This is a genomic window from Chryseobacterium sp. SIMBA_038, from assembly GCF_046535115.1.
Taxonomy (GTDB): Bacteria; Bacteroidota; Bacteroidia; order Flavobacteriales; family Weeksellaceae; genus Chryseobacterium.
Genome location: NZ_JAWRXH010000002.1, coordinates 831,395 through 851,993, shown reverse-complemented (window position 1 = coordinate 851,993; position 20,599 = coordinate 831,395). Strand labels below are relative to the sequence as shown.

At 34.3% G+C, this 20,599-nt stretch carries 21 protein-coding genes; 16 read left to right on the top strand and 5 right to left on the bottom strand.

Annotation, left to right across the window (positions count from 1 at the left end):
• Positions 1 to 3 precede the first annotated feature (3 nt).
• Positions 4 to 2,157: a SurA N-terminal domain-containing protein gene (locus SB689_RS10160; RefSeq protein ID WP_410692011.1), complete on the bottom strand. Its 2,154-nt coding sequence runs from the start codon at positions 2,155 to 2,157 to the stop codon at positions 4 to 6.
• A gap of 259 nt (positions 2,158 to 2,416) precedes the next feature.
• Between SB689_RS10160 and lon the strand changes: the two genes are divergently transcribed.
• Positions 2,417 to 4,822: an endopeptidase La gene (gene lon / locus SB689_RS10155; protein ID WP_410692010.1), complete on the top strand. Its 2,406-nt coding sequence runs from the start codon at positions 2,417 to 2,419 to the stop codon at positions 4,820 to 4,822.
• 157 nt (positions 4,823 to 4,979) lie between these two features.
• Positions 4,980 to 6,092, top strand: a complete 1,113-nt coding sequence (locus SB689_RS10150) for an AI-2E family transporter (protein WP_410692009.1) — start codon at positions 4,980 to 4,982, stop codon at positions 6,090 to 6,092.
• Positions 6,093 to 6,155: 63 nt separating this feature from the next.
• On the opposite strand, the gene SB689_RS10145 is transcribed toward SB689_RS10150, so the two are convergent.
• On the bottom strand, positions 6,156 to 6,401 hold the full coding sequence (locus tag SB689_RS10145) for a bacteriocin-like protein (RefSeq protein WP_066754385.1): 246 nt from the start codon (positions 6,399 to 6,401) through the stop codon (positions 6,156 to 6,158).
• Positions 6,402 to 6,556: 155 nt separating this feature from the next.
• On the opposite strand from SB689_RS10145, the gene SB689_RS10140 reads away from it, so the two are divergent.
• Positions 6,557 to 6,934 carry a MauE/DoxX family redox-associated membrane protein gene (locus tag SB689_RS10140; RefSeq protein ID WP_410692008.1) on the top strand — a complete coding sequence of 126 codons (378 nt, stop codon included), beginning with the start codon at positions 6,557 to 6,559 and terminating at the stop codon, positions 6,932 to 6,934.
• An 89-nt stretch (positions 6,935 to 7,023) separates the two neighbouring features.
• On the opposite strand, the gene SB689_RS10135 is transcribed toward SB689_RS10140, so the two are convergent.
• On the bottom strand, positions 7,024 to 8,382 hold the full coding sequence (locus SB689_RS10135; RefSeq protein ID WP_410692007.1) for an acyl-CoA dehydrogenase family protein: 1,359 nt from the start codon (positions 8,380 to 8,382) through the stop codon (positions 7,024 to 7,026).
• A 206-nt stretch (positions 8,383 to 8,588) separates the two neighbouring features.
• On the opposite strand from SB689_RS10135, the gene SB689_RS10130 reads away from it, so the two are divergent.
• The 13 genes from SB689_RS10130 (at position 8,589) to SB689_RS10070 (ending at position 19,299) form a co-directional block, all read left to right on the top strand.
• Complete coding sequence (locus SB689_RS10130; RefSeq protein ID WP_410692006.1) at positions 8,589 to 9,491, top strand: DUF4349 domain-containing protein; 903 nt, start codon at positions 8,589 to 8,591, stop codon at positions 9,489 to 9,491.
• A 157-nt stretch (positions 9,492 to 9,648) separates the two neighbouring features.
• Positions 9,649 to 10,518 (top strand): TraB/GumN family protein, encoded by an 870-nt coding sequence (locus SB689_RS10125; protein WP_410692005.1) that lies wholly within the window; start codon positions 9,649 to 9,651, stop codon positions 10,516 to 10,518.
• A gap of 25 nt (positions 10,519 to 10,543) precedes the next feature.
• The gene (locus SB689_RS10120; RefSeq protein WP_410692004.1) at positions 10,544 to 11,053 is read left to right on the top strand and encodes an RNA polymerase sigma factor; all 510 of its coding nucleotides are present in this window, start codon (positions 10,544 to 10,546) and stop codon (positions 11,051 to 11,053) included.
• Complete coding sequence (locus SB689_RS10115; protein ID WP_410692003.1) at positions 11,043 to 11,651, top strand: hypothetical protein; 609 nt, start codon at positions 11,043 to 11,045, stop codon at positions 11,649 to 11,651. Before SB689_RS10120 ends, SB689_RS10115 begins: the two co-directional genes overlap by 11 nt.
• A 218-nt stretch (positions 11,652 to 11,869) precedes the next feature.
• Positions 11,870 to 13,510: a glucose-6-phosphate isomerase gene (gene pgi / locus SB689_RS10110; protein WP_410692002.1), complete on the top strand. Its 1,641-nt coding sequence runs from the start codon at positions 11,870 to 11,872 to the stop codon at positions 13,508 to 13,510.
• A gap of 41 nt (positions 13,511 to 13,551) precedes the next feature.
• Positions 13,552 to 13,770: a hypothetical protein gene (locus SB689_RS10105; protein WP_410692001.1), complete on the top strand. Its 219-nt coding sequence runs from the start codon at positions 13,552 to 13,554 to the stop codon at positions 13,768 to 13,770.
• Complete coding sequence (locus tag SB689_RS10100) at positions 13,760 to 14,050, top strand: type II toxin-antitoxin system RelE/ParE family toxin (RefSeq protein WP_410692000.1); 291 nt, start codon at positions 13,760 to 13,762, stop codon at positions 14,048 to 14,050. The genes SB689_RS10105 and SB689_RS10100 overlap by 11 nt, the downstream gene beginning before the upstream one ends.
• Positions 14,051 to 14,077: 27 nt before the next feature.
• Positions 14,078 to 14,962, top strand: coding sequence for a bifunctional 5,10-methylenetetrahydrofolate dehydrogenase/5,10-methenyltetrahydrofolate cyclohydrolase (locus SB689_RS10095; protein WP_066754366.1), 885 nt, complete (start codon positions 14,078 to 14,080; stop codon positions 14,960 to 14,962).
• Positions 14,963 to 14,969: 7 nt separating this feature from the next.
• The gene (locus SB689_RS10090) at positions 14,970 to 15,599 is read left to right on the top strand and encodes a 7-carboxy-7-deazaguanine synthase QueE (protein ID WP_066754362.1); all 630 of its coding nucleotides are present in this window, start codon (positions 14,970 to 14,972) and stop codon (positions 15,597 to 15,599) included.
• 45 nt (positions 15,600 to 15,644) lie between these two features.
• Positions 15,645 to 17,015 carry an exopolysaccharide biosynthesis polyprenyl glycosylphosphotransferase gene (locus tag SB689_RS10085; protein ID WP_410691998.1) on the top strand — a complete coding sequence of 457 codons (1,371 nt, stop codon included), beginning with the start codon at positions 15,645 to 15,647 and terminating at the stop codon, positions 17,013 to 17,015.
• A gap of 115 nt (positions 17,016 to 17,130) precedes the next feature.
• Complete coding sequence (locus SB689_RS10080; protein WP_066754358.1) at positions 17,131 to 17,883, top strand: MlaE family ABC transporter permease; 753 nt, start codon at positions 17,131 to 17,133, stop codon at positions 17,881 to 17,883.
• Entirely contained in the window at positions 17,883 to 18,698 is an 816-nt protein-coding gene (locus tag SB689_RS10075; RefSeq protein ID WP_410691997.1) for an ABC transporter ATP-binding protein, read from the top strand. The genes SB689_RS10080 and SB689_RS10075 overlap by 1 nt, the downstream gene beginning before the upstream one ends.
• The gene (locus SB689_RS10070; RefSeq protein WP_066754354.1) at positions 18,682 to 19,299 is read left to right on the top strand and encodes an outer membrane beta-barrel protein; all 618 of its coding nucleotides are present in this window, start codon (positions 18,682 to 18,684) and stop codon (positions 19,297 to 19,299) included. The genes SB689_RS10075 and SB689_RS10070 overlap by 17 nt, the downstream gene beginning before the upstream one ends.
• Positions 19,300 to 19,337: 38 nt before the next feature.
• On the opposite strand, the gene SB689_RS10065 is transcribed toward SB689_RS10070, so the two are convergent.
• Entirely contained in the window at positions 19,338 to 19,649 is a 312-nt protein-coding gene (locus SB689_RS10065; RefSeq protein ID WP_066754352.1) for a hypothetical protein, read from the bottom strand.
• Between the two features lie 91 nt (positions 19,650 to 19,740).
• A complete protein-coding gene (locus tag SB689_RS10060) occupies positions 19,741 to 20,547 on the bottom strand; it encodes a M48 family metallopeptidase (protein ID WP_410691996.1) in 807 nt (268 codons plus the stop codon).
• Between the last annotated feature and the right edge of the window lie 52 nt (positions 20,548 to 20,599).

The following is a 20,599-nucleotide window of genomic DNA, read 5'->3' as shown; positions in this document are numbered from 1 at the left end:
TTCTTATTGTTGTTGAGCTCCTACTTTATTCCAGATCTCGATTCTGTAGTCATCGATATCAGAATTGTCTTGTAAGCTCTTTAACCAAGCCTGACCGAACATTCCTGAATTTCTCTGAGTAACAGACTCTGTGAACTGCTTAAGATCTCCAGGTTGTTTGTTAGTAGTTTCGTTCTTTTTGATTAAAACATAAACTCCTGTTCCTCCTTCAACCGGATTAGAAACTTTTCCTTTTGCAACACCAAATGCAGCACCAGCTACTTTAGGCTCCATAGAACCTGCAACTGATGGGTTTAATAAATTAACCTGTGCAGATTGTTTTGTAGTTGCAAATAATTTAGCAATTTGATCTAAGCTTGTTGCTTTAGCAGCAGCAATTTTATCAGAAATTTGTTTTGCAGCTAATTTATTTTTAACGATTGTTTCAATTTGATCTCTTACAGATTCAGGATCTGCAAGACCTTTTTCTTGTTTTCCGTTTAGGTAAACTATAATTTTATCTCCGGTTCCTTCTACAGTAAAGAATTCTGTATCACCTTTCTCTCTTTTCTTATCAAAAGCCCAACCTAGGATTTCAGCATCTTTGTCTGTTCCTAGACCTTGAATCTGTCCGTCAAATCTCTTAGCCTGTTTAGGATTTGAGAATTGATAGTTTGATTTTTTAGCAATATTTACAAAATCGTTGAAAGATTTCCCTTGAACTTGTTGGATAAATCTTCTTGCTTTCTTATCTGTATCAGCTTCAGTAGCATCAGAAGGCTTGATAGCTTTCACTAAGTTAGCTACTTTATAACCCATTGATCCCGCTTTCTTATCTTCAATATTGATGATATGATATCCGAATTGAGTTTCTACAACACCAGTTGCACCTTTAGGATTGTTCGCCAAATACGTCAAGAATTCAGGAACAAAAGGAGTTTCAGGAGTTGTCCATCCTAGGCTACCACCTTGAGCAGCAGAGTTTGGATCGTTAGATAGCTTAAGAAATTCAGTGAATTTAGCCGGAGTTGCTTTTACGATAGCTCCGATAGAATCTGCTAATTTCTTAGCTTGTTCTTTAGACCTTGTAACGCCTTCTCCTGCAGGACTTCCTTTGAATGCAATAAGAATATGTCTAGACAATGTAGAATCCGAAGTCTTTTTACCAACTAATTTAGAAACTACATAGAAGTTTTGCTCTTTGTAAGGTCCAAAAATCTGTCCAACCGCTGCAGTAGCAATCTGCGCTTGCATAGCTTGTGGCAATTGGTTTGGCTTTAAATACTGATTGTTAAAAGGCATATCAGAATTAGCCGTTACAAACATAGAATCGTTTGTTGTATTCTGGAAGTTTTCTTTTCCTCCACTTGCATCAGTACCTCCAGAGAACAATTTCGTGATCTCTTTCTGAGCTGCTGCATCATCAGCTGCACTTGGCTGAGAAGGAAAATAAACTACACCGATATTTCTGCTCGCTTCTGTTTTAAACATCACAGGGTGTTGCTTAATATAGTTCGCAAGATCTTCAGTCTTAACGTTGATTTTAGTTTTTTGAAGATAAGCAGTGTAATCAACTTTCACAAAATCGATATCAGCTAACTGATCTCTTTGTCTCATTAATTCTTCCGCTTCTTTCTTACCTGTTGTAACACCTGTAGAAATATTTGCAAAGACCTGTCTCGCCATTAGTCTGTATTCAACAGATTTTCTGGTTTTCAACCACTGGTTGTAACCTTCCGGACTTGAAGCCTTCATTTCTTCGATCTGTTTTTTAAGCTCCTGAGTCTTAAAGTTTCCTTTTTCGTCAAAGAACTGTTTTTGTTGAGCAAACATTTGATCATACTGGATCTGGTTCCAGAAGTAATCTTCCGTCATTTCAAACCCCATTTTCTCGAATTGCTGCTTAATCAGTTTGGATTGCACCAATAACTGCCAAGCCTGTTCTTCAAGACCATTTTTCGGTTGATTTTGCTGCTCAGCCTGCTGTTGTAGAACGAAAAGCTGATCATTATACTCCTCACGGGTAATTTTTTCACCATTTACTTTTCCTAAAACATCAGGATTTTTACCAAAAACCTTATCAATACTATCGGGATTCACCAGGAACGCCAAAAGCGCCAGTGCAATTACTCCCATCAAAAGCCAAGGCTTACTCCTAATCTGTCCTAAAATTGCCATTTTATAAATTATAGTTTTTTATCAGTTTGCGAAAATACACATTTTTAAGAAATTACGGAAATCCTAGTTCTTTATTTTAGTTTTTAAAATTTTATTTATTCAAAAAAGGAAATTTTGACCGTATTTTTTAGCAAAAAACAAATGGCATAGGTATTGTGCATTTTAGAACAATATAATATGCCGCGCATTTTCAAAGCATATTATGAAAATCTACTTTAACGATTTAAAACGGAAATGACAATTTGTCATTCGATTAACTATGACAGAATTTGAAGATATAAGTTTAGAGGAAATGATAAGTGACGGATTTGATATTGTAGCTGAGGAAATCAATCTTTCTGATCTTGCGGAGACTGAAAAAAATTCAGAACAAAAGATATTCCCTATCCTTCCTGTAAGAAATATGGTGATGTTCCCTAATGTGGTAATTCCTATTACTGCAGGAAGAAAAGCATCTATTCAACTCCTTGAAGAAGCACAAATAAACGGAGATTTTATTGGCATTGTAAGTCAGAAAAATTCAGATATTGAGCAACCTACAGAAAAAGATCTGTATCACACAGGAACTTTAGCAAAAATCATTAAAATAATAAAACTTCCTGAAGGTAATATTACGGCTATTACTAAGGGTTTCCATAGATTTAAGATTAAAAAAATTCTTGAAACTCAACCTTATTTCAAGGCTGAAATTTCAAAATTAAAGGATGGAAAAGCTAAGAATAAGGAAGAATATGAAGCTTTATTGGAAAATGTTAAAGATTTAGCGTTAAAAATTATCGAGCTTGACCCGAATATTCCTAATGCAGCCAATTTCGCTATAAAAAACATCAATAATAATGATGATCTTTTAAATTTCATCTGTACGAACGCTAATTTTCCATCAAGTGCAAAGCAAAGTCTGCTTGAAGAGAAAAACTTAATGGAAAGAGCCAACAAGTGCTATGAAATGATGCATGAAGATTTCAGAAAATTAGAATTAAGAAATCAGATTCATCAAAAAACATCAAAAGATCTTGACAAACAACAGAAGGAATACTTTCTAAATCAACAGATTAGAACAATTCAGGAAGAGTTGGGTGGCGGACCGGAAAGTGATGTTGAAGATTTGATTGCAAAAGCAAGCACGAAGAAATGGAATGCCGAAGTTGAAGAGCATTTCCAAAAGGAAATCAACCGATTACAAAGACAAAACCCAAATTCGCCGGATTATAATGTTCAGAGAAATTATTTAGATTTCTTTACAGACTTGCCTTGGGATACCTTTACCAAAGATACTTTTGATATTGAAAAAGCTGAAAAGATCTTAGATAAAGCTCATTTCGGACTTGAAGATATTAAAAAAAGAATTTTAGAGCACATGGCTGTTTTAAAATTGAAAAACAACATGAAATCTCCAATTTTATTATTGGTAGGACCTCCCGGAGTTGGTAAAACTTCGCTAGGAAAGTCCGTTGCTGATGCTTTGGGAAGAAAATACGTTCGTGTTTCTTTGGGTGGACTTCATGACGAAAGCGAAATCCGTGGACACAGAAAAACGTACATCGGAGCGATGGCAGGAAGAATTCTTCAATCCATCAAAAAAGCAGGAACATCAAATCCTGTGATTGTGTTGGACGAGATTGACAAAGTTGGAAAAGGAATCCACGGAGATCCAAGTTCTGCACTTCTTGAAGTTCTTGATCCTGAGCAAAATAAAGCTTTCTATGATAATTTCTTAGAAATGGGTTACGATTTGTCTAAAGTAATGTTTATTGCAACAGCCAACTCATTATCAACCATTCAAACTCCGTTGTTGGACAGAATGGAGATCATCCAAATTGCCGGTTATACTTTGGAGGAGAAAATTGAGATCGCTAAGAGACATTTAATTAAAAAACAACAGGAAGAAAACGGTTTGACGGCAAAATCTTTCAAACTTGGAAATCCTGAATTAAAACATATCGTTGAAGCACATACTTCTGAAAGTGGTGTAAGATCTTTAGAAAAAAGACTTGCTTCCATCGCTCGTTGGGTTGCTTTACAAACCGCTTTGGTGAAAGAATATGACTCTAAAATTTCGCTTGAAAAAGTAGATGAAATTTTAGGAGTTCCAAGACCGAAAAGTTTATCTGAATTAACAGATGTTCCGGGAGTTGTAACTGGTCTTGCATGGACAAGCGTTGGCGGAGATATCTTATTCATTGAAAGCATTTTAAGCAATGGAAAAGGTGCTTTAACCATGACGGGTAACTTGGGAACGGTAATGAAAGAATCTGCAACTATTGCTTTGGAATATATTAAAGCAAAACACGATGAACTGGGAATTTCTCAAGAAGATATCGAAAAGAAAAACATCCACGTTCACGTACCCGAGGGAGCTACTCCAAAAGATGGACCTTCTGCGGGAATCGCAATGCTGACTTCAATGGTTTCTTCTTTTAAAAATAAAAAGGTAAAACCACATCTTGCCATGACGGGAGAAATTACGCTTAGAGGAAAAGTTCTTCCTGTAGGCGGAATCAAAGAAAAGCTTCTTGCCGCAACCAGAGCAGGAATTAAAGATGTTATTCTTTGCGAAGCCAACAGAAAAGATGTTGAGGAAATCAAGAAAGATTATCTTAAAAATCTAAACGTACATTACGTAAACAGAATGGAAGAAGTGGTAGAAATTGCCCTTGAAAAGTAAAATTTCACAATCAACTTCTCAATACATAAAAAACACGTCTCAAATCTTTGGGACGTGTTTTATTTTCGCCATTTTCAAATAGAAATTTAGTTAATTAAGTGAAAAAAGGCCATCAAGTCGGAGGGTTTTAGTATTTTTATGCTACAGATTTTGAATTATGAATTTTCTTAAACTCCCTTTCCTTGTTAAGCTTACTTTGGTTGTTATTTCAATCATCGGACTTGGATATCTTTTGGCATTAGGTCAGAGTATTTTAGCTCCTTTCTTTTTAGCATTTTTGATGGCGATGCTCTTTTTACCGATCGCAAATTTAATGGAAACAAAATTGAGATTTCCAAGAACCGTATCAACAATGGCTTCTGTAATGATCATGTTAACGATTTTAACAGGGCTTATTTACTTTTTCGGATCACAATTATCAAGTTTCAGCAAAGATCTTCCGCATTTGAGAATGCAGTTTAATACTGTTTTTAATAGTCTTCAAAACTGGGTTTCAGATACTTTTCATGTTAAAATTGATGAGCAGCTAGATTATATAAATCAAGGTTTAAGCAAACTTTTATCTTCATCCGGCGTTATTTTAGGCTTTACTTTTGGAATATTTTCAACCGGACTTGGCTTTATTGTGTTTTTTATTCTTTTCTTCATTTTTATATTAAATTATAGAAGGATTTTAAACAATTTCATCGTTACAGTTTTTAATGAAAAACATAAAGCAAGCGTGCAGGAAGTGGTGAACGAAGTACGAGTTATGACAAAGAAATACATTATCGGGCTTTGTCTGCAGGTATTTATTGTATCCATCCTTACTTCAATCCTTCTTACTATTTTAGGGGTAAAGTATGCTATTCTTTTGGGAGTATTAACCGGATTATTAAATGTTATTCCTTATTTGGGAGTATGTATTTCCTTACTGATATCGTGTTTTATAGCTTTTGCAACTTCTACTCCATCTACTTGTATATACGTTTTGATAGGTTATGTTGCCGTACATATTGTTGACGGAAATATTATTTTACCGTTTGTCGTAGGTTCAAAAGTCAAAATCAATGCGTTGTTTTCTTTTCTCGGAATTCTTCTGGGAGAACATCTTTGGGGTATTGCGGGGATGTTTCTTTGCATTCCGGCTATTGCCATTATTAAAATTATATTTGAAAGAGTCGATGGATTAAAACCTTGGGGAAAATTATTGGGTGAAGAAGAAAAACCTCACAAAAAGAAGAAGAGCTATAAAATATCAAAGAATATTACTTTGAAAGAAATGGATTAAAATATGAGTAATCTACACCAACTATAATAATTAAGCCCTCAAATTGAGGGCTTTTATTTTTTATTATAGAGCGCAAAGAGGACTCATTCCATTTGGACAACTTTCAGTACAAGGAATGTAATTCTGGCTGTCCGGACAGTATCCAAGAGGGGGATCAACCGGACCACCAGGGCCACCACCTCCACCAAGACAAGGGTCTCCAGGAGGAATTATGCAAGGACACCCTACAGGACCTATATCGCAGATACGACCACCTCCGTTAATTTCTTTTAAATCTCCACGATTTAGTTTTTTAAGATTTTTCAACATAATAATATTTGTTTAATTATAACTTGTGTAACAAATATATAAAATAACCTATTATTAAAGAAAAATATTTCATCAAAAAGAGAATTTTATTAAATTTATTTCAAACCACTTAACGAATAAGAATTTTATTTACATTTGATAAAAATCCATTAATTATGAAAATCGTAAAATTTATTCTATGTCTGCTTTTCGGACTTATGTTTATTAATGCTGGTCTCGACAAGTTTTTACACCACATGCCAATGCCACCCCTTACAGCTGATCAGACAAAGCTTTTTGCAGCATTCGGAGAAATCGGATGGCTAATGCCTTTAGTTGGTGCCGTAGAAGTTATCGGAGGATTATTATTTATCTTTCCAAAAACAAGAGCTTTAGGTGCAATCGTAATTCTACCTGTAATGGTCGGAATACTTTTACACAACGTTTGTAGAACCCCATCTTCACAAGGAATTACAATCTCTGTCGTTTTATTTTTAATCAATCTTTGGATCATTATTGATAGCAAAGAAAAATATAAAGCTTTAGTAAGCTGAAAATTGTGAATGGTGAATAGTCAATTCGCTCCGCAAGTGAATTTTTAAAATTGACAAGCAAAGCGAATTGACTATTCACCATTCACATTTTATACAAATGCACTGAACCCCGTAATCGATCTTCCGACAATCAGTGAATTGATCTCTTTTGTTCCTTCGTAAGAATAAATTGCTTCTGCATCAGCAACAAATCTCGCAACATCATATTCAAGCAAAATTCCGTTTCCACCCAGAACTTCTCTCGCTCTGGAAACGATATCTCTTGTTCTCAGCGTACAGAAAACTTTGGCTAAAGAAGCATGTTCATCCTTTAAAATACCTTCATCTTGCATTTCAGATAACCTGAAAACCATCGTTTGCATTGCGGTAAGATTAGATAACATTTCAACTAAATGTCCCTGAATCATTTGAAAAGAAGCAATCGGCTTTCCGAATTGTTCTCTCATTCTTGTGTAAGCTAAAGCACTTTCGTAAGCTCCTCTCGCGCAACCTGTTGCCATCCAAGCCACTCCAGCTCTGGTCATTCTTAATACCTTTCCTGTATCTTTAAATGAATTCGCATTTTGTAGTCTGTTTTCTTCGGTAACTAGACAATTTGTTAGCGTAATTAATCCGTTTTGAACGATTCTCAACGCCATTTTCCCTTTAATTTTCTCAACAGCATAGCCAGGATTGTCTTTTTCAACAATAAAACCTTTCACTTCACCATCGTCTAAATCTCTTGCCCAAATAATGATTAAATCGGCAAATGTTGCGTTCCCGATCCATTTTTTCTGTCCATTTAAAATCCAGCCTTCAAGAGTTTTTTTGCAGGTTACCGTTAAACCACCTGCTGCTCCGGAACCGACTTCAGGTTCTGTTAAACCAAATGCTCCAATCTTTTCGAATTTTTGCATTTGTGGGAGCCATTTTTGCTTTTGTTCTTCAGATCCACAGATATAAATGGAACCCATCGCCAAGCCGGATTGAACTCCAAAAAATGTAGCAATAGAAGCATCAATTCTCGCCATTTCCATCGCAATAACTCCTTCCATTAAAAATGGCATTCCGGGACAGCCATAACCTTCGTAGGTTACACCGCAAATATTCAATTTTTGAAATTTTGGGATTAATTCATGAGGAAATTCGTCTCTAAGCCAATAATGATTTACCAAAGGCTTCACTTCTTTTTCCATGAAAGCCCTTACTTTAAGCTGAATTTCTCGTTGTTCAGGCGTCAAAGTGTGATAAATATCGTAGAAATCTCCGTCAATTGGAGGAAGTTCTTTCTTTTTCTTATTTGGATCGAGCATTTTCATCAATCCTCCCAATTGTTTATCATCTAATTTTGAGAAGCTTTGCATCAATTTCGGCAAATCTACCTTTTGAGAAATAGCACTCAGCTGATCAAAATCTATTGATCTGAATAATTCTATCGTGTTTCTGATTTTGGAAAAAGTATTAGACATAGTTATCGTGTGGTTTTGATTTGTAAAAAATATGCAAAAATCAATCCGAAAAATAACTCATTCAGCTTTATTTATTTTACAAAACACTGATTTATAATTAATTAAATCAACTTTTCGCTTTACAAATTTTTTACTCGCGATTTTCAAACATTACAAACGATTCAGTCTGAACTTTGGAATAAGCAAAAACATTAAAAAATCTACTTATGAAAACTACTTACATCAAATTATCATTAGCAACAGTTCTTTTATTAGGAATTTATTCATGCAAAAAAGGAGAAGCTACAGCAAGTAAATATGAGCTTGAAGGGACAGCAGATTCCGCGGTAATTGTGGTTTCAGACAGCGTTTCGTCTGCTGCAACCATGAAAGTGAAAGACAAACAATTCATCAAAACTGCAGAGGTTAATATGGAAGTGAAAGACGTCTATGAAGCAACAATTTCCATTGAAAAATCTATTCAGGAACTTGGCGGATTTGTTACAAAAAGTAATTTGCAGAGTAATGTTGTTTCAGAAGACACCTATAATACTTCAAGCAATGATGCGATGTTGGTTAAAAAATTTCAGACTGAAAATACGATGCAGGTTCGTGTTCCGACTGATAAATTGGGCGAACTTTTGACTTTAATTAATGATAAAAAATTGTTCTTAAACTCAAGAATTATCAATGCAGAAGATGTAACTGCCGGAATCAAATACGCTGAACTGGAAGGAAAAAGAATAAAGAAAAGCAGTGAAAATATTTCTCAATTAAAAGCCAATAAAGACAAAGTGAACTTAGACGACGATAATATGTCTGAAAATAATCAACAGCAATTGGCAAATATGAATGTAGCTGATAATTTGAAATACAGCACGGTTGACATCTATATTAAAGAACCTAAACTTAGAATTGCAGAAATCGCTGTTACCAACACTCAAAATATTGACAATAAATATAAATTCAATTTCATTTATGATGCAAAAAATGCTTTTGTGGAAGGTTTTTATTTAATTCAAAGAATTGCGGTGGGATTAATTACCATTTGGCCCATTTTATTGATCGCAGCAGCTATTATTTATTTGTTGAGAAAAAGAAAATATTTTAAAAAGCCTAATCAGATTTAATTAAAACTATCCTAACCATTATGGTTATCAACATAATTTTAGATTTTACAAACCTCCATTCCAGGAGGTTTTTTATTTTTTTCAAAAAAAAACTGTAACGATTATAATACTGCCCTTACCTACTGTTTAAAGAGTAAATAATTAAAAACTTAATCATATGAAAAATTTAGTAAAACTTGGGTTCGCAGTATTATTATCAGCAACCTTCACAACAGCAAAAGCGCAAAACAGCAACCCAGAAAACAGTACACTTTGGGAAATTTCAGGGAACGGGCTCACAAAACCTTCTTATATTGCAGGAACGTTTCATACACTGTGTAGTTCGGATTTTGAGATAAAATCGAAAGTTATGAAAGCTCTTGAAAAATCTGATAATTTCGTCATGGAGGTTAATTATACAGATCCTGCTGAAATGGCAGCCATGCAGAAAATGTATCAGACGGATAAGAAACTATCAGATCAGCTTACTCCTGCAGAAGCAAAGGAATTAAACAAGATCCTCAACGATTATGGAACAGATTTAAAGAAAATGGATAATTCAAGTTCACAAGGTTTGTATTCACTTATTGCATTGAAATCTACACCGTGTCCTCAAACTGAAATGAAATTTTATGAAATAGAACTTCTTAAAAATGCTATTAAAAGTAAAAAGAAAGTCTACGGACTTGAAAAAGTAGAAGAGCAATTTACATCCATCAATAAAGCTTATGATTTGAAAGCTGTCATTGAGCAGTTAAAAATGGGAAAAGAATATGAAATCCTTCTTAAGAAAATGGTAGTTGCATTTAAAAATGAAGATGTAACATCTCTTTACACACACTTTAAGAATGACAAAATAATGAATGCCAAACAGGAAAAAGCCATGCTTACGGACAGAAATAATAACTGGGCAGAAAAAATGCCGGAAATTATGAAAAAAGAAAGTTCGTTCTTTGCAGTAGGAGGTGCTCATCTTATGGGTAAAAACGGAGTAATCCAGCTTTTAAAATCGAAAGGATATACCTTGAAACCAGTATCAAGCCTTTAACATACAACCAAACCGTGAAAACATTGTGAGCAATCCAACCGAAACTGCTTTTTTAAATCTCGTCAACAAGCACAAAGGCATTTTGTATAAGGCCTCGCGCATCTATGCAGATTCTTTGGAAGACCGGGAAGATCTTCAGCAGGAAATTCTTATCCAACTTTGGAAATCTTATCAGAACTTCAAGGGGAATAGTGAATTTTCAACCTGGATGTACCGCGTAGCCATTAACACCGCCATTACTTATTTAAAAAAAGAAAAAAAGCGGACAAACAATCAAACGGATGTGCCCGATCACTTTGAAGTCCAAAACGAAGATTACAATCCTGCAAAAGACAAGCAATTGGAAGTTTTTTACGCTGCGGTTCAAGAACTTAAACCTTTAGAAAAAGCTATTATATTTTATTTTATGGAAGGTATGTCGCATAAAGAAATCGGGGACAACTTAGGACTTAGTGAAGGCAATGCCCGTGTAAAACTGAACAGAACCAAAGAAAAAATACAGCAAATCATAAAAAAATCAGGCTATGAATTTTGATAAATTAAAAGAACAGTGGAATAATGAAGACGCCAATAGCGTCAACATTCCCAACAATATAGAACAGCTAAAAAAGAGCAAACATCCTATTGAAAAGATCCAAAAAAGTATGAAAATGGAATTTCCATTTCAGATTATTGCCATCATTCTTCTCGGATTCTTTCCACAACAATTAGATTTCCCTGCTTCACAACATGTTATTTATTATACCTCTTACGCCATGCTTGTGGTAATATCTTCTTATTACTTTTTCGGATTTTATAAATTTTATAAGCAGACCGAATTGTATACCGGAAATACCCAAAACAGCCTCTGGAAAATATATCATGAATTGAAACTAAACATGGAAAGATACCAATCTTTCGGATTTCTCCTTCTTCCTCATTTTATGATCACATTAGGACTGGTGCTTTATAATATGTTGGAGAAAAAAGGAGCGTCTTTAGAAAATATGTCAAGCCATTATCAGCAGGTTTTGATACTGAGCGTTCTCATAGGAACTATCGCGATTGTAGCAAGTATTGTTTTATGGACAAAATATTTCTACGGAAAAAGTGCCAAACAACTCGAAAACATATTGAACGAAATAGACGAATAATTTTACAATTCATCTTTCAAAAAATAATAACCATGAAACCTCAGACTTGATCTGGGGTTTGTTTTTTAAAAAATTGTTATTTATAACGCTCAAATTTATCTGAGGTTTTATTTTTCCTTAAATTTGCAAATTAGAAATTTAACAACACCAAATTTTTTAGAAATTTTTATTCAAAAAATTAATTTCTAGAATTAATAATCTAAATCCCTAAGAAATATATGTTATCAAAAATAAATCCTACACAAACAAACAGCTGGAAAGCTCTTGACGAACACTTTGCAGGAAATGATTTCGAATTAAGAAGCCTTTTTCAATACAATTCGAACCGTTTTGAAGAGTTTTCATTAAAAAAAGACAATTTTCTTTTTGATTATTCTAAAAACTTAATTGATTCAAGAACGAAAGAACTTTTATTAAATTTAGCAGAAGAATGTCAGTTAAAAGGTGCTATTTCTAAGATGTTTTCAGGAGATAAAATCAACGAAACAGAAGGAAGAGCAGTTTTGCATACAGCTTTGAGGGATTTTTCTGATAAAGAAATTTTGGTTGACGGTGAAAACATCAAACCACAGATCAAAAGAGTTTTGGATCACATGAAATCTTTCTCTGAAAGCATTATTTCAGGATCACATAAAGGTTTCAGCGGAAAAGAAATCACTGATGTTGTGAATATCGGAATCGGAGGCTCAGATTTGGGACCTGTAATGGTGGTTTCGGCTTTAAAGCATTTTAAAACGAGATTAGACGTTCATTTCGTTTCAAACGTAGACGGAAATCATATCGCAGAAGTTGTAAAGAACTTAAATCCCGAAACAACTTTATTTATCATTGCTTCTAAAACCTTTACGACTCAGGAGACAATGACGAATGCAAATTCAGCAAAAGATTGGTTCTTAAAAGCTGGAAAACAGGAAGATGTGGCCAAACACTTTGTAGCTTTATCAACTAATGTTCAAGTAGTTAAAGACTTTGGAATAGCAGAAGAGAACATCTTCGAATTCTGGGATTGGGTTGGCGGAAGATATTCACTTTGGAGTGCGATCGGTTTAAGTATCGTTCTTTCAGTTGGATATGAAAACTTCGAACAATTATTAAAAGGAGCATCTGATACAGATCAACATTTCCAGACTGCAGATTTTGCTGAAAACATTCCTGTTTTGATGGGATTAATGGGAATTTGGTATCGTAATTTCTATGCGGCAACAACGTATGCAATTCTTCCCTACTCTCAATATTTAGACAGATTTGCAGCCTATCTTCAACAGGGAGATATGGAAAGTAATGGAAAATGTGTTGACAGAAACGGTGAATTCGTAGAATATGAAACTGGGCCAATTATTTGGGGCGAACCTGGAACAAACGGACAACACGCTTTCTATCAATTGATTCACCAGGGAACAGAATTAATTCCTGCAGATTTTATTGCGTATGCGAAAAGCCCAAATAAAGTTTCTGATCATCAGGATAAATTATTAGCTAACTTTTTCGCTCAGACTGAAGCACTTGCCTTCGGAAAAACAGAAGAAGAAGTTGAAGAAGAATTAAAAAACGCAGGAAAATCTGATGAAGAAATTGATTTCTTGCTAAATTATAAAGTCTTCCAAGGAAACACCCCTACTAACTCTATTATTTTCAATGAATTAACTCCATTTGCATTAGGACAATTAATTGCATTGTACGAGCATAAAATATTTGTTCAGGGAGTTATCTGGAATATTTTCAGTTTTGACCAATTTGGAGTTGAATTAGGAAAAGTTTTAGCAAATAAAATCTTACCGGAACTTGAAAATAATGAAGCAATTAGCTCTCATGACTCTTCAACAAATGGGTTGATTAATTATTATAAATCAAACAAATAACTGTTGTAGTTTTTCATTAATTTTAATAAAAAATAAAAAATATGACACAGATTATCATTAACCTAAGCAATAAGGAAGAAGAGACCTTTGTGGAAACTTTTTTGAAAAAAATGAAGATCAGCTTTGAAAAAAATGAGGATGATTTTCAAATGACCGATGAAATGGTTGAAGCTATAGAAGTCGCTTTAAAGCAAGATAAATCAAAAGCAGTAGATGGAAAAGAATCTTTGAAAAGAATTAGATCTAAATATGGACTTTAGTTTTAAATTTTTACCTATTGCGGAAGAAAATATTGAAGAGGCAACAGATTATTATGCTAATATTTCATTGAAAGTTTTAAAGAATTTTAATAAACAATTAGATCTTTCGATAAGCAGAATTGTAAGCAGCCCTTATTTTCAAAAAAGGTTTAAAAATGTGAGAGCTCTTCCTGTAAAGAAGTTTCCTTACATCATATTTTATGAAATTAATGAAGAAGAAAAAATAATTTACATACTATCCGTATTCTGCACTCATCAGAATCCAGAGAAATATCCTTAAAAATCTAATAAAGTAATAAAAAGTAAAATGGCACAAATTCTTGACGGATTAAAAGTATCCAAAGAAATAAAAGCAGAAATCAAGGTTGAAGTTGATAAAATCATTGCAAGCAAAAGAAGAGCTCCGCACTTGGTTGCAATTCTTGTTGGAAACAACGGAGCTAGCAAGGCGTATGTAAATGCTAAAGTGAAAGATTGCGAAGAAGTTGGTTTTCAATCTAGCTTAGTTAAATTTCCAAGCACGGTTTCTGAATCTGAATTATTGGAAAAAATTGAGGAACTTAATAAAGATAAATCTGTAGACGGATTTATCGTTCAGTTGCCTTTACCCGATCAGGTTGATCAGGAGAAAATAATTAACGCGATCGATCCAAGGAAAGATGTTGACGGTTTCCACCCTACCAATTTCGGGAAAATGGCTTTGGAAATGGATACTTTCTTACCAGCTACTCCATTCGGGATCTTGACTTTATTAGAAAGATACAATATCGAAACAAAAGGAAAAGACTGTGTCATTATCGGAAGAAGTAAAATTGTAGGAAGACCAATGAGTATTTTGATGGGAAGAAAAGATTTCCCGGGAAACTCAACGGTTACGCTTACACACTCTTACACAAAAGACATTGAAGAATATACTAAAAAAGCAGACATCGTAATTACAGCTTTAGGAGATCCTCATTTCTTAAAAGGTGAAATGATCAAAGATGGAGCAGTAATTGTTGACGTAGGAATCACAAGAGTAGATAATGATTCTCCAAAAGGATATTATTTGGCTGGTGATGTAGATTTCGACAGCTGTGCAGAAAAAGCAAGCTGGATTACGCCGGTTCCGGGAGGAGTTGGACCTATGACAAGAGCGATGTTGATGAAAAACACCATCATTGCTTATAAGACTTCAGTCTATAACGACTAATTTTAAAATGAATAAAGAAGAAGATATTTTATTAAAAGAAGGTAAAATGCTCCCTGTGATGGAGCATTTTTACACTCTTCAGGGAGAAGGAGCACACACGGGAAAAGCATCATACTTCATTAGATTGGGTGGTTGCGACGTCGGGTGTCATTGGTGTGATGTAAAAGAAAGTTGGGACCCAACTTTGCATCCGCTAATGAATGCAGAAGAAATTGCAGAAACAGCTGCCAAACATTGTAAAACCGTTGTTTTAACAGGCGGTGAGCCATTAATGTGGAATCTTGATATTTTAACATCTAAATTGAAAGAATTGGGATGCACCATTCATATCGAAACTTCGGGAGCCTATCCTATGAGCGGACATATCGACTGGATCACGCTTTCACCTAAGAAAACGGGACTTCCGAAAGAGGAAATTTATGAAAAGGCAAGTGAACTTAAAGTAATCGTTTTCAATAACAACGATCTTAAATTTGCAGAAGAACAAGCTGCAAAAGTTTCAGCAAACTGTAGATTATATCTTCAAAGCGAATGGAGCAAACGCGATGAGATGTATCCTAAAATTACAGATTTTATTTTAGAGCATCCGGAATGGCAGGCGTCAGTTCAGACTCATAAATATCTTAATATACCATAAAAAAAGCGTAATTTAGCTCTTCGTATCCGTTATAAAAGCCGATAGATGCAAAGAATTCGATATTCTAGATATTTAAAATCGATAATTATCTTGCTAGACCTTTTGGTTATAGCGTCTGTTTTCGTATTCTTTTTTGTCAGCAGAAATGAAAATTTAAAGTACAATCAGGAAACCTGGTATCAAAATATTTTTTCTCTAGCCTTATTATTTATGTTCTGGATGCTGTTGAGCGGCAGAACAAAAATTTATAACATTCCGAGAAACTTAACGTATACTTTATTTCTTGAGCGGCTCTTAATTCACTTTTTACTGTTTATTCTTGGAGTTTTATTGATAGGAAAGGTAAGCTACAACGTATTTTTTAATTCTGATATTTATTGGCTTTCTTTTTATCTGTTTTTCTTTATATTTCTTGCTAAATCCCTTATCTATTTCGGAATCAAATACTTCCGAAGTTTGGGTATTAATTATAGAAATATAATGTTCCTGAATGAAAACAGTTCTACGGAAATATTAAAAAATATATTCAGCGAAAGAAAAGATTACGGTTACAAAATTTTTGAATACGATAAAGCTGAAATCAATTCTTTTGAGTTGGTAGAATTCTGGAAAAACCATGGAATACATACTTTATTTTTTCCATCAGAAAACTCTTTTGATGAAAAAACTGAAGATGAAATATTCCGATTGGCAGAAGCTAATAAAGTTCACATTTCATTGGTTCCGAGTATCACACAAAATGATTTTTTCCTTTATGATCTGGCGTATATTCAGACTCAGCCCGTATTAAATCAGGCTAGATATCCTTTAGATTATTATTCGAATCATTTATTGAAAAGGATTTTTGATATTACTTTTTCGTTTTTTATATTAATTTTCATCTGTTCGTGGCTATTTCCCATCATTGCTATATTAATAAAGAGTACATCTAAAGGTCCGGTCTTATTTTTGCAGAAACGATATGGCTTTCATGAAGAGGTTTTTAATTGTATTAAATTTCGAACCATGATTGTTAATGAGGAATCTTCCACTAAAACAACGGAGGAAAATGATTCCAGAATTACGAAAATCGGTAAATTTTTAAGGAAAACAAGTCTTGACGAAATGCCACAGTTCATCAACGTATTGAAAGGCGAAATGTCAATCGTAGGGCCAAGACCCCACATGCTTGCTGTTGATAATTATTATAAACCGAAGATCGGAAGATACAGTTTAAGAAGCATGGTAAGCCCCGGAATTACAGGTCTTGCACAGGTAAACGGTCTCCGTGGAGATTCGGGTGATAAAGAGGTAGAAATGAATAAACGTATTCTGGCAGATGCCTTTTACGTTAGAAACTGGAGTTTTGTCTTAGATATGGTCATCATTTTAAAAACCGTTTTACTGGTGATCACAGGGGATAAAAATGCAAAATAAGAATTTAGGTTAAGGCTAATATGGAGCTTAAATAGTTTTAATTTTAACATTAAACAGAGCTTTAGACTTAACTTCAACCTTAATCTAATTAAATAAAAAAGTCTAATTTAGCAGAATGTTAAAAAAGTTTTTTTCAGCGATAGGAGAATACATTATCCTCATGGGTAAATCCGTGCAGAAGCCTCAGAAAATGAGGGTTTTCTGGAAGCTGTTCATGAGGGAAATTAATGATTTAGGAGTCAACTCTTTTGGGTTGGTTATCTTCACATCTATATTCGTAGGGGCAGTAGTTGCCATTCAGATGTATAATAACTTCCACTCTTCATCTTTCCCAATTCCACCTGCATTTGTAGGATATGCAACGAAAGCAGTATTGGTTTTAGAATTTTCACCTACCATTATCAGTCTGATTCTTGCAGGAAAAGTTGGCTCATATATTGCTTCCAGTATTGGAACAATGAGGGTTTCAGAACAAATCGACGCATTAGATATTATGGGAGTAAATTCACCTAACTTTTTGATACTTCCTAAAATACTTGCTTGCGTTATTTTTAATCCACTCCTTATTGCCATCAGTATCGTTTTTGGTATTGGCGGAGGATATCTTGCAGGAGTTTTAACAGGAAACTGGACAAAAGCCGATTATATAACTGGTATACAAATGTTTATGCCTAATTTATTTATCTTCTATGCATTTTTAAAAACAATTGTTTTTGCTTTTATCATTGCAACAGTCCCTTCTTATTTCGGATATAACGTAAAAGGAGGCTCATTAGAAGTAGGTAGAGCAAGTACGCAGGCCGTGGTTTGGACGATGGTTTTCATTATCCTTTCAGAATTAGTATTAACCCAATTAGTATTAAGCTAATGATTGAGGTAAAAAATCTTAAGAAAAGTTTTGAAGAAGTTGAAGTACTTAAAGGTATTACAACCACTTTTGATAAAGGAAAAGTCAACTTAATTATTGGACAGAGTGGTTCCGGAAAAACAGTTTTCCTTAAAAGTTTATTGAATGTTTATCAACCTTCATCAGGAGAAATCCTTTTCGACGGAAGAGACATTAATGTGATGAACAGAGAAGAAAAACAGCATTTACGTTCTGAAATCGGAACTTTATTCCAGGGAAGTGCCTTGTTTGACTCTTTAACAGTAGAAGAAAATATTATGTTTCCTTTGGATATGTTCACGAACCTAACTTTCAGAGAGAAAAAAAGAAGGGTTTTTGAGGTAATCGGAAGGGTACATTTAGATAAAGCCAACAGAAAATTTCCATCTGAAATTTCCGGAGGTATGCAAAAAAGGGTTGCGATTGCAAGAGCAATTGTAAATCACCCGAAATATTTATTTTGTGATGAACCCAACTCAGGATTAGATCCTTATACATCTAATGTAATTGATGATCTTTTGCTCGAAATCACCAAAGAATACAACACGACGACCATTATCAACACCCACGATATGAACTCTGTAATGACGATTGGTGAAAAGATCGTTTATCTGAGATTAGGAATCAAAGAATGGGAAGGAAATAAAGACGTGCTGATCACAGCGGGCAATAAAAACCTTATTGACTTCGTTTATTCATCAGAACTATTTAAAGAATTGAGAGAGTATTTACTCGAAAATCATAAAACTATTGAGAATACAATAACTAAACTAGACGATAATGAAAAAGGTATTTAGTATAGCATTAATAGGGTTTTCTATGTTTGCAACTGCACAGATTTCGCTTGCAGGTAAGGCAAATTTAATCTTTCCAACGGGTTCGCCTTCTTGGAAAAACATTTCTAACACAGCCAATGCTGCAATAGAAAATACAGGTAAAAATAATGTAGGATTCAACATTGGGCTTTCATTGAAAGCAAGTCTTCCAATGTCATTTTTCCTAATGCCGGAATTATATTACACCACTTTTAAAAACGAATTTACAGATCCTGTTTCTAATACAACTTTTGATATTAAAAACAACCGTATCGATTTACCGGTTCTTGTAGGCCACAAAGTAGTTGGAGATATGTTGGGTGTATTTATCGGGCCTGTTGCAAGCTATAACTTGAGCAAAGAAGATACTTACAATGATTTCTCAGAAAATGCGAGAGATAATTTCACGGTTGGTTACCAATTCGGAGCTCAGCTTGAAATCAAGAAATTAATTGTAAACGCAAAATATGAAGGTGCATTCGGTAAGGATAGCAGAAACTTCATCAATAAAGTATCTGGAGAAGAAATCAGATATGATAACAGACCCAACTTATTTATGGTGGGTGTAGGTTATAAATTTTAATTGATTCGAAAATAACAATTATAAATAATCCTCAAATTTTAAATTTGAGGATTATTATTTTGAGCCTGAAGTTCCGCTTCACGTTTTGCAATATCTGCAGCCTGCTTTTCGAGATCTTCTTTATCTTTTTGTAATTGTTTGAATTCTTTTTTCTTTTGATCAGCTTTGATGGCACTTCCTTTACTTACATAACCAACCATTCCGCCAATTATTAAACCAATACCAACTCCTGCCATCACTCCCATGATGTGTGGAAGCCCTATTTTTTCAACAGTAAAATCGGTTGTAAGATAAAACAGCAATGTGGAGACTGCCAAAAGTATAAGTCCTGTAATTGATAAACTCTTCATAATATTGTGTTTAAGTGATTAAATTAAAAAGCCTTACCAAATTTACTAAAAATTTAATAAGGTCTTATTCAAGATTAAAATTCTATCTTAATTAAATTTTTCCTCCCGCAGCCTTATAATATTCTAAAGCTTTTGGCAGATCTTTATTAATATCTGAAATTCTTGTTTCAGGATTCGGGTGAGTTGATAAAAACTCTGGCTGTCTGCCTCCAGTAGATGCAGATTCCATTCTATTCCAGAAAGGAACGGCTTCTCTTGGGTCATATCCTGCCATCGACATTAAATATAATCCCATTTCATCTGCCTCCGATTCCTGATTTCTTCCATACTTCAATAAAGCAACCTGAGAACCAATTGGATAAACCTTTTCAAAGATTCCAGCCCATTGAGAGTTAGAAATTGTTCCACCTAAAATAGAACCTCCATATTGAGCTACCATTGCCTGAGAAATTCTTTCATTTCCATGACCGGCTAATGCGTGAGAAACCTCGTGCCCCATTACAACAGCAAGACCGTTATCATTTTTAGTTACAGGTAAAATCCCTGTGTAAACGGCAACTTTTCCGCCCGGCATACACCATGCGTTCAGTTCGCTACTTTGTAAAAGATTAAATTCCCAACTGTAATTCGCAAGATCTGCAGATCTACCAATGGTTTGGTAATATCTTTCTGCAGCACTTTTAATTCTGCTTCCTACACTTACCACTCTTTTAGCATCTGTTGTTCCGCTGATTACTTTACCTTTAGACAATGTCGTTTTATATTCCTGAGCAGACATTGTTAAAATTTCTGAATTATTTGCGATCTGCAAAGAAGACCTTCCCGTAATAGGGTTTGTTGTACAAGCTGAAACCGATAGAGCAACAGCTCCGATTCCTAATAGATGTGTTATTTTCATATATTCGAGTGTTATTAATTCAAGCCTAACAATTTCTATTCCAAAATATATT

Excerpts from the sequence above, each read along its gene's own strand:
- SB689_RS10160 (WP_410692011.1), bottom strand. The coding sequence starts at position 2,157 with ATGGCAATTTTAGGACAGATTAGGAGTAAGCCTTGGCTTTTGATGGGA.
- lon (WP_410692010.1), top strand. The coding sequence starts at position 2,417 with ATGACAGAATTTGAAGATATAAGTTTAGAGGAAATGATAAGTGACGGA.
- SB689_RS10150 (WP_410692009.1), top strand. The coding sequence starts at position 4,980 with ATGAATTTTCTTAAACTCCCTTTCCTTGTTAAGCTTACTTTGGTTGTT.
- SB689_RS10145 (WP_066754385.1), bottom strand. The coding sequence starts at position 6,401 with ATGTTGAAAAATCTTAAAAAACTAAATCGTGGAGATTTAAAAGAAATT.
- SB689_RS10140 (WP_410692008.1), top strand. The coding sequence starts at position 6,557 with ATGAAAATCGTAAAATTTATTCTATGTCTGCTTTTCGGACTTATGTTT.
- SB689_RS10135 (WP_410692007.1), bottom strand. The coding sequence starts at position 8,382 with ATGTCTAATACTTTTTCCAAAATCAGAAACACGATAGAATTATTCAGA.
- SB689_RS10130 (WP_410692006.1), top strand. The coding sequence starts at position 8,589 with ATGAAAACTACTTACATCAAATTATCATTAGCAACAGTTCTTTTATTA.
- SB689_RS10125 (WP_410692005.1), top strand. The coding sequence starts at position 9,649 with ATGAAAAATTTAGTAAAACTTGGGTTCGCAGTATTATTATCAGCAACC.
- SB689_RS10115 (WP_410692003.1), top strand. The coding sequence starts at position 11,043 with ATGAATTTTGATAAATTAAAAGAACAGTGGAATAATGAAGACGCCAAT.
- pgi (WP_410692002.1), top strand. The coding sequence starts at position 11,870 with ATGTTATCAAAAATAAATCCTACACAAACAAACAGCTGGAAAGCTCTT.
- SB689_RS10105 (WP_410692001.1), top strand. The coding sequence starts at position 13,552 with ATGACACAGATTATCATTAACCTAAGCAATAAGGAAGAAGAGACCTTT.
- SB689_RS10100 (WP_410692000.1), top strand. The coding sequence starts at position 13,760 with ATGGACTTTAGTTTTAAATTTTTACCTATTGCGGAAGAAAATATTGAA.
- SB689_RS10095 (WP_066754366.1), top strand. The coding sequence starts at position 14,078 with ATGGCACAAATTCTTGACGGATTAAAAGTATCCAAAGAAATAAAAGCA.
- SB689_RS10090 (WP_066754362.1), top strand. The coding sequence starts at position 14,970 with ATGAATAAAGAAGAAGATATTTTATTAAAAGAAGGTAAAATGCTCCCT.
- SB689_RS10085 (WP_410691998.1), top strand. The coding sequence starts at position 15,645 with ATGCAAAGAATTCGATATTCTAGATATTTAAAATCGATAATTATCTTG.
- SB689_RS10080 (WP_066754358.1), top strand. The coding sequence starts at position 17,131 with ATGTTAAAAAAGTTTTTTTCAGCGATAGGAGAATACATTATCCTCATG.
- SB689_RS10075 (WP_410691997.1), top strand. The coding sequence starts at position 17,883 with ATGATTGAGGTAAAAAATCTTAAGAAAAGTTTTGAAGAAGTTGAAGTA.
- SB689_RS10070 (WP_066754354.1), top strand. The coding sequence starts at position 18,682 with ATGAAAAAGGTATTTAGTATAGCATTAATAGGGTTTTCTATGTTTGCA.
- SB689_RS10065 (WP_066754352.1), bottom strand. The coding sequence starts at position 19,649 with ATGAAGAGTTTATCAATTACAGGACTTATACTTTTGGCAGTCTCCACA.
- SB689_RS10060 (WP_410691996.1), bottom strand. The coding sequence starts at position 20,547 with ATGAAAATAACACATCTATTAGGAATCGGAGCTGTTGCTCTATCGGTT.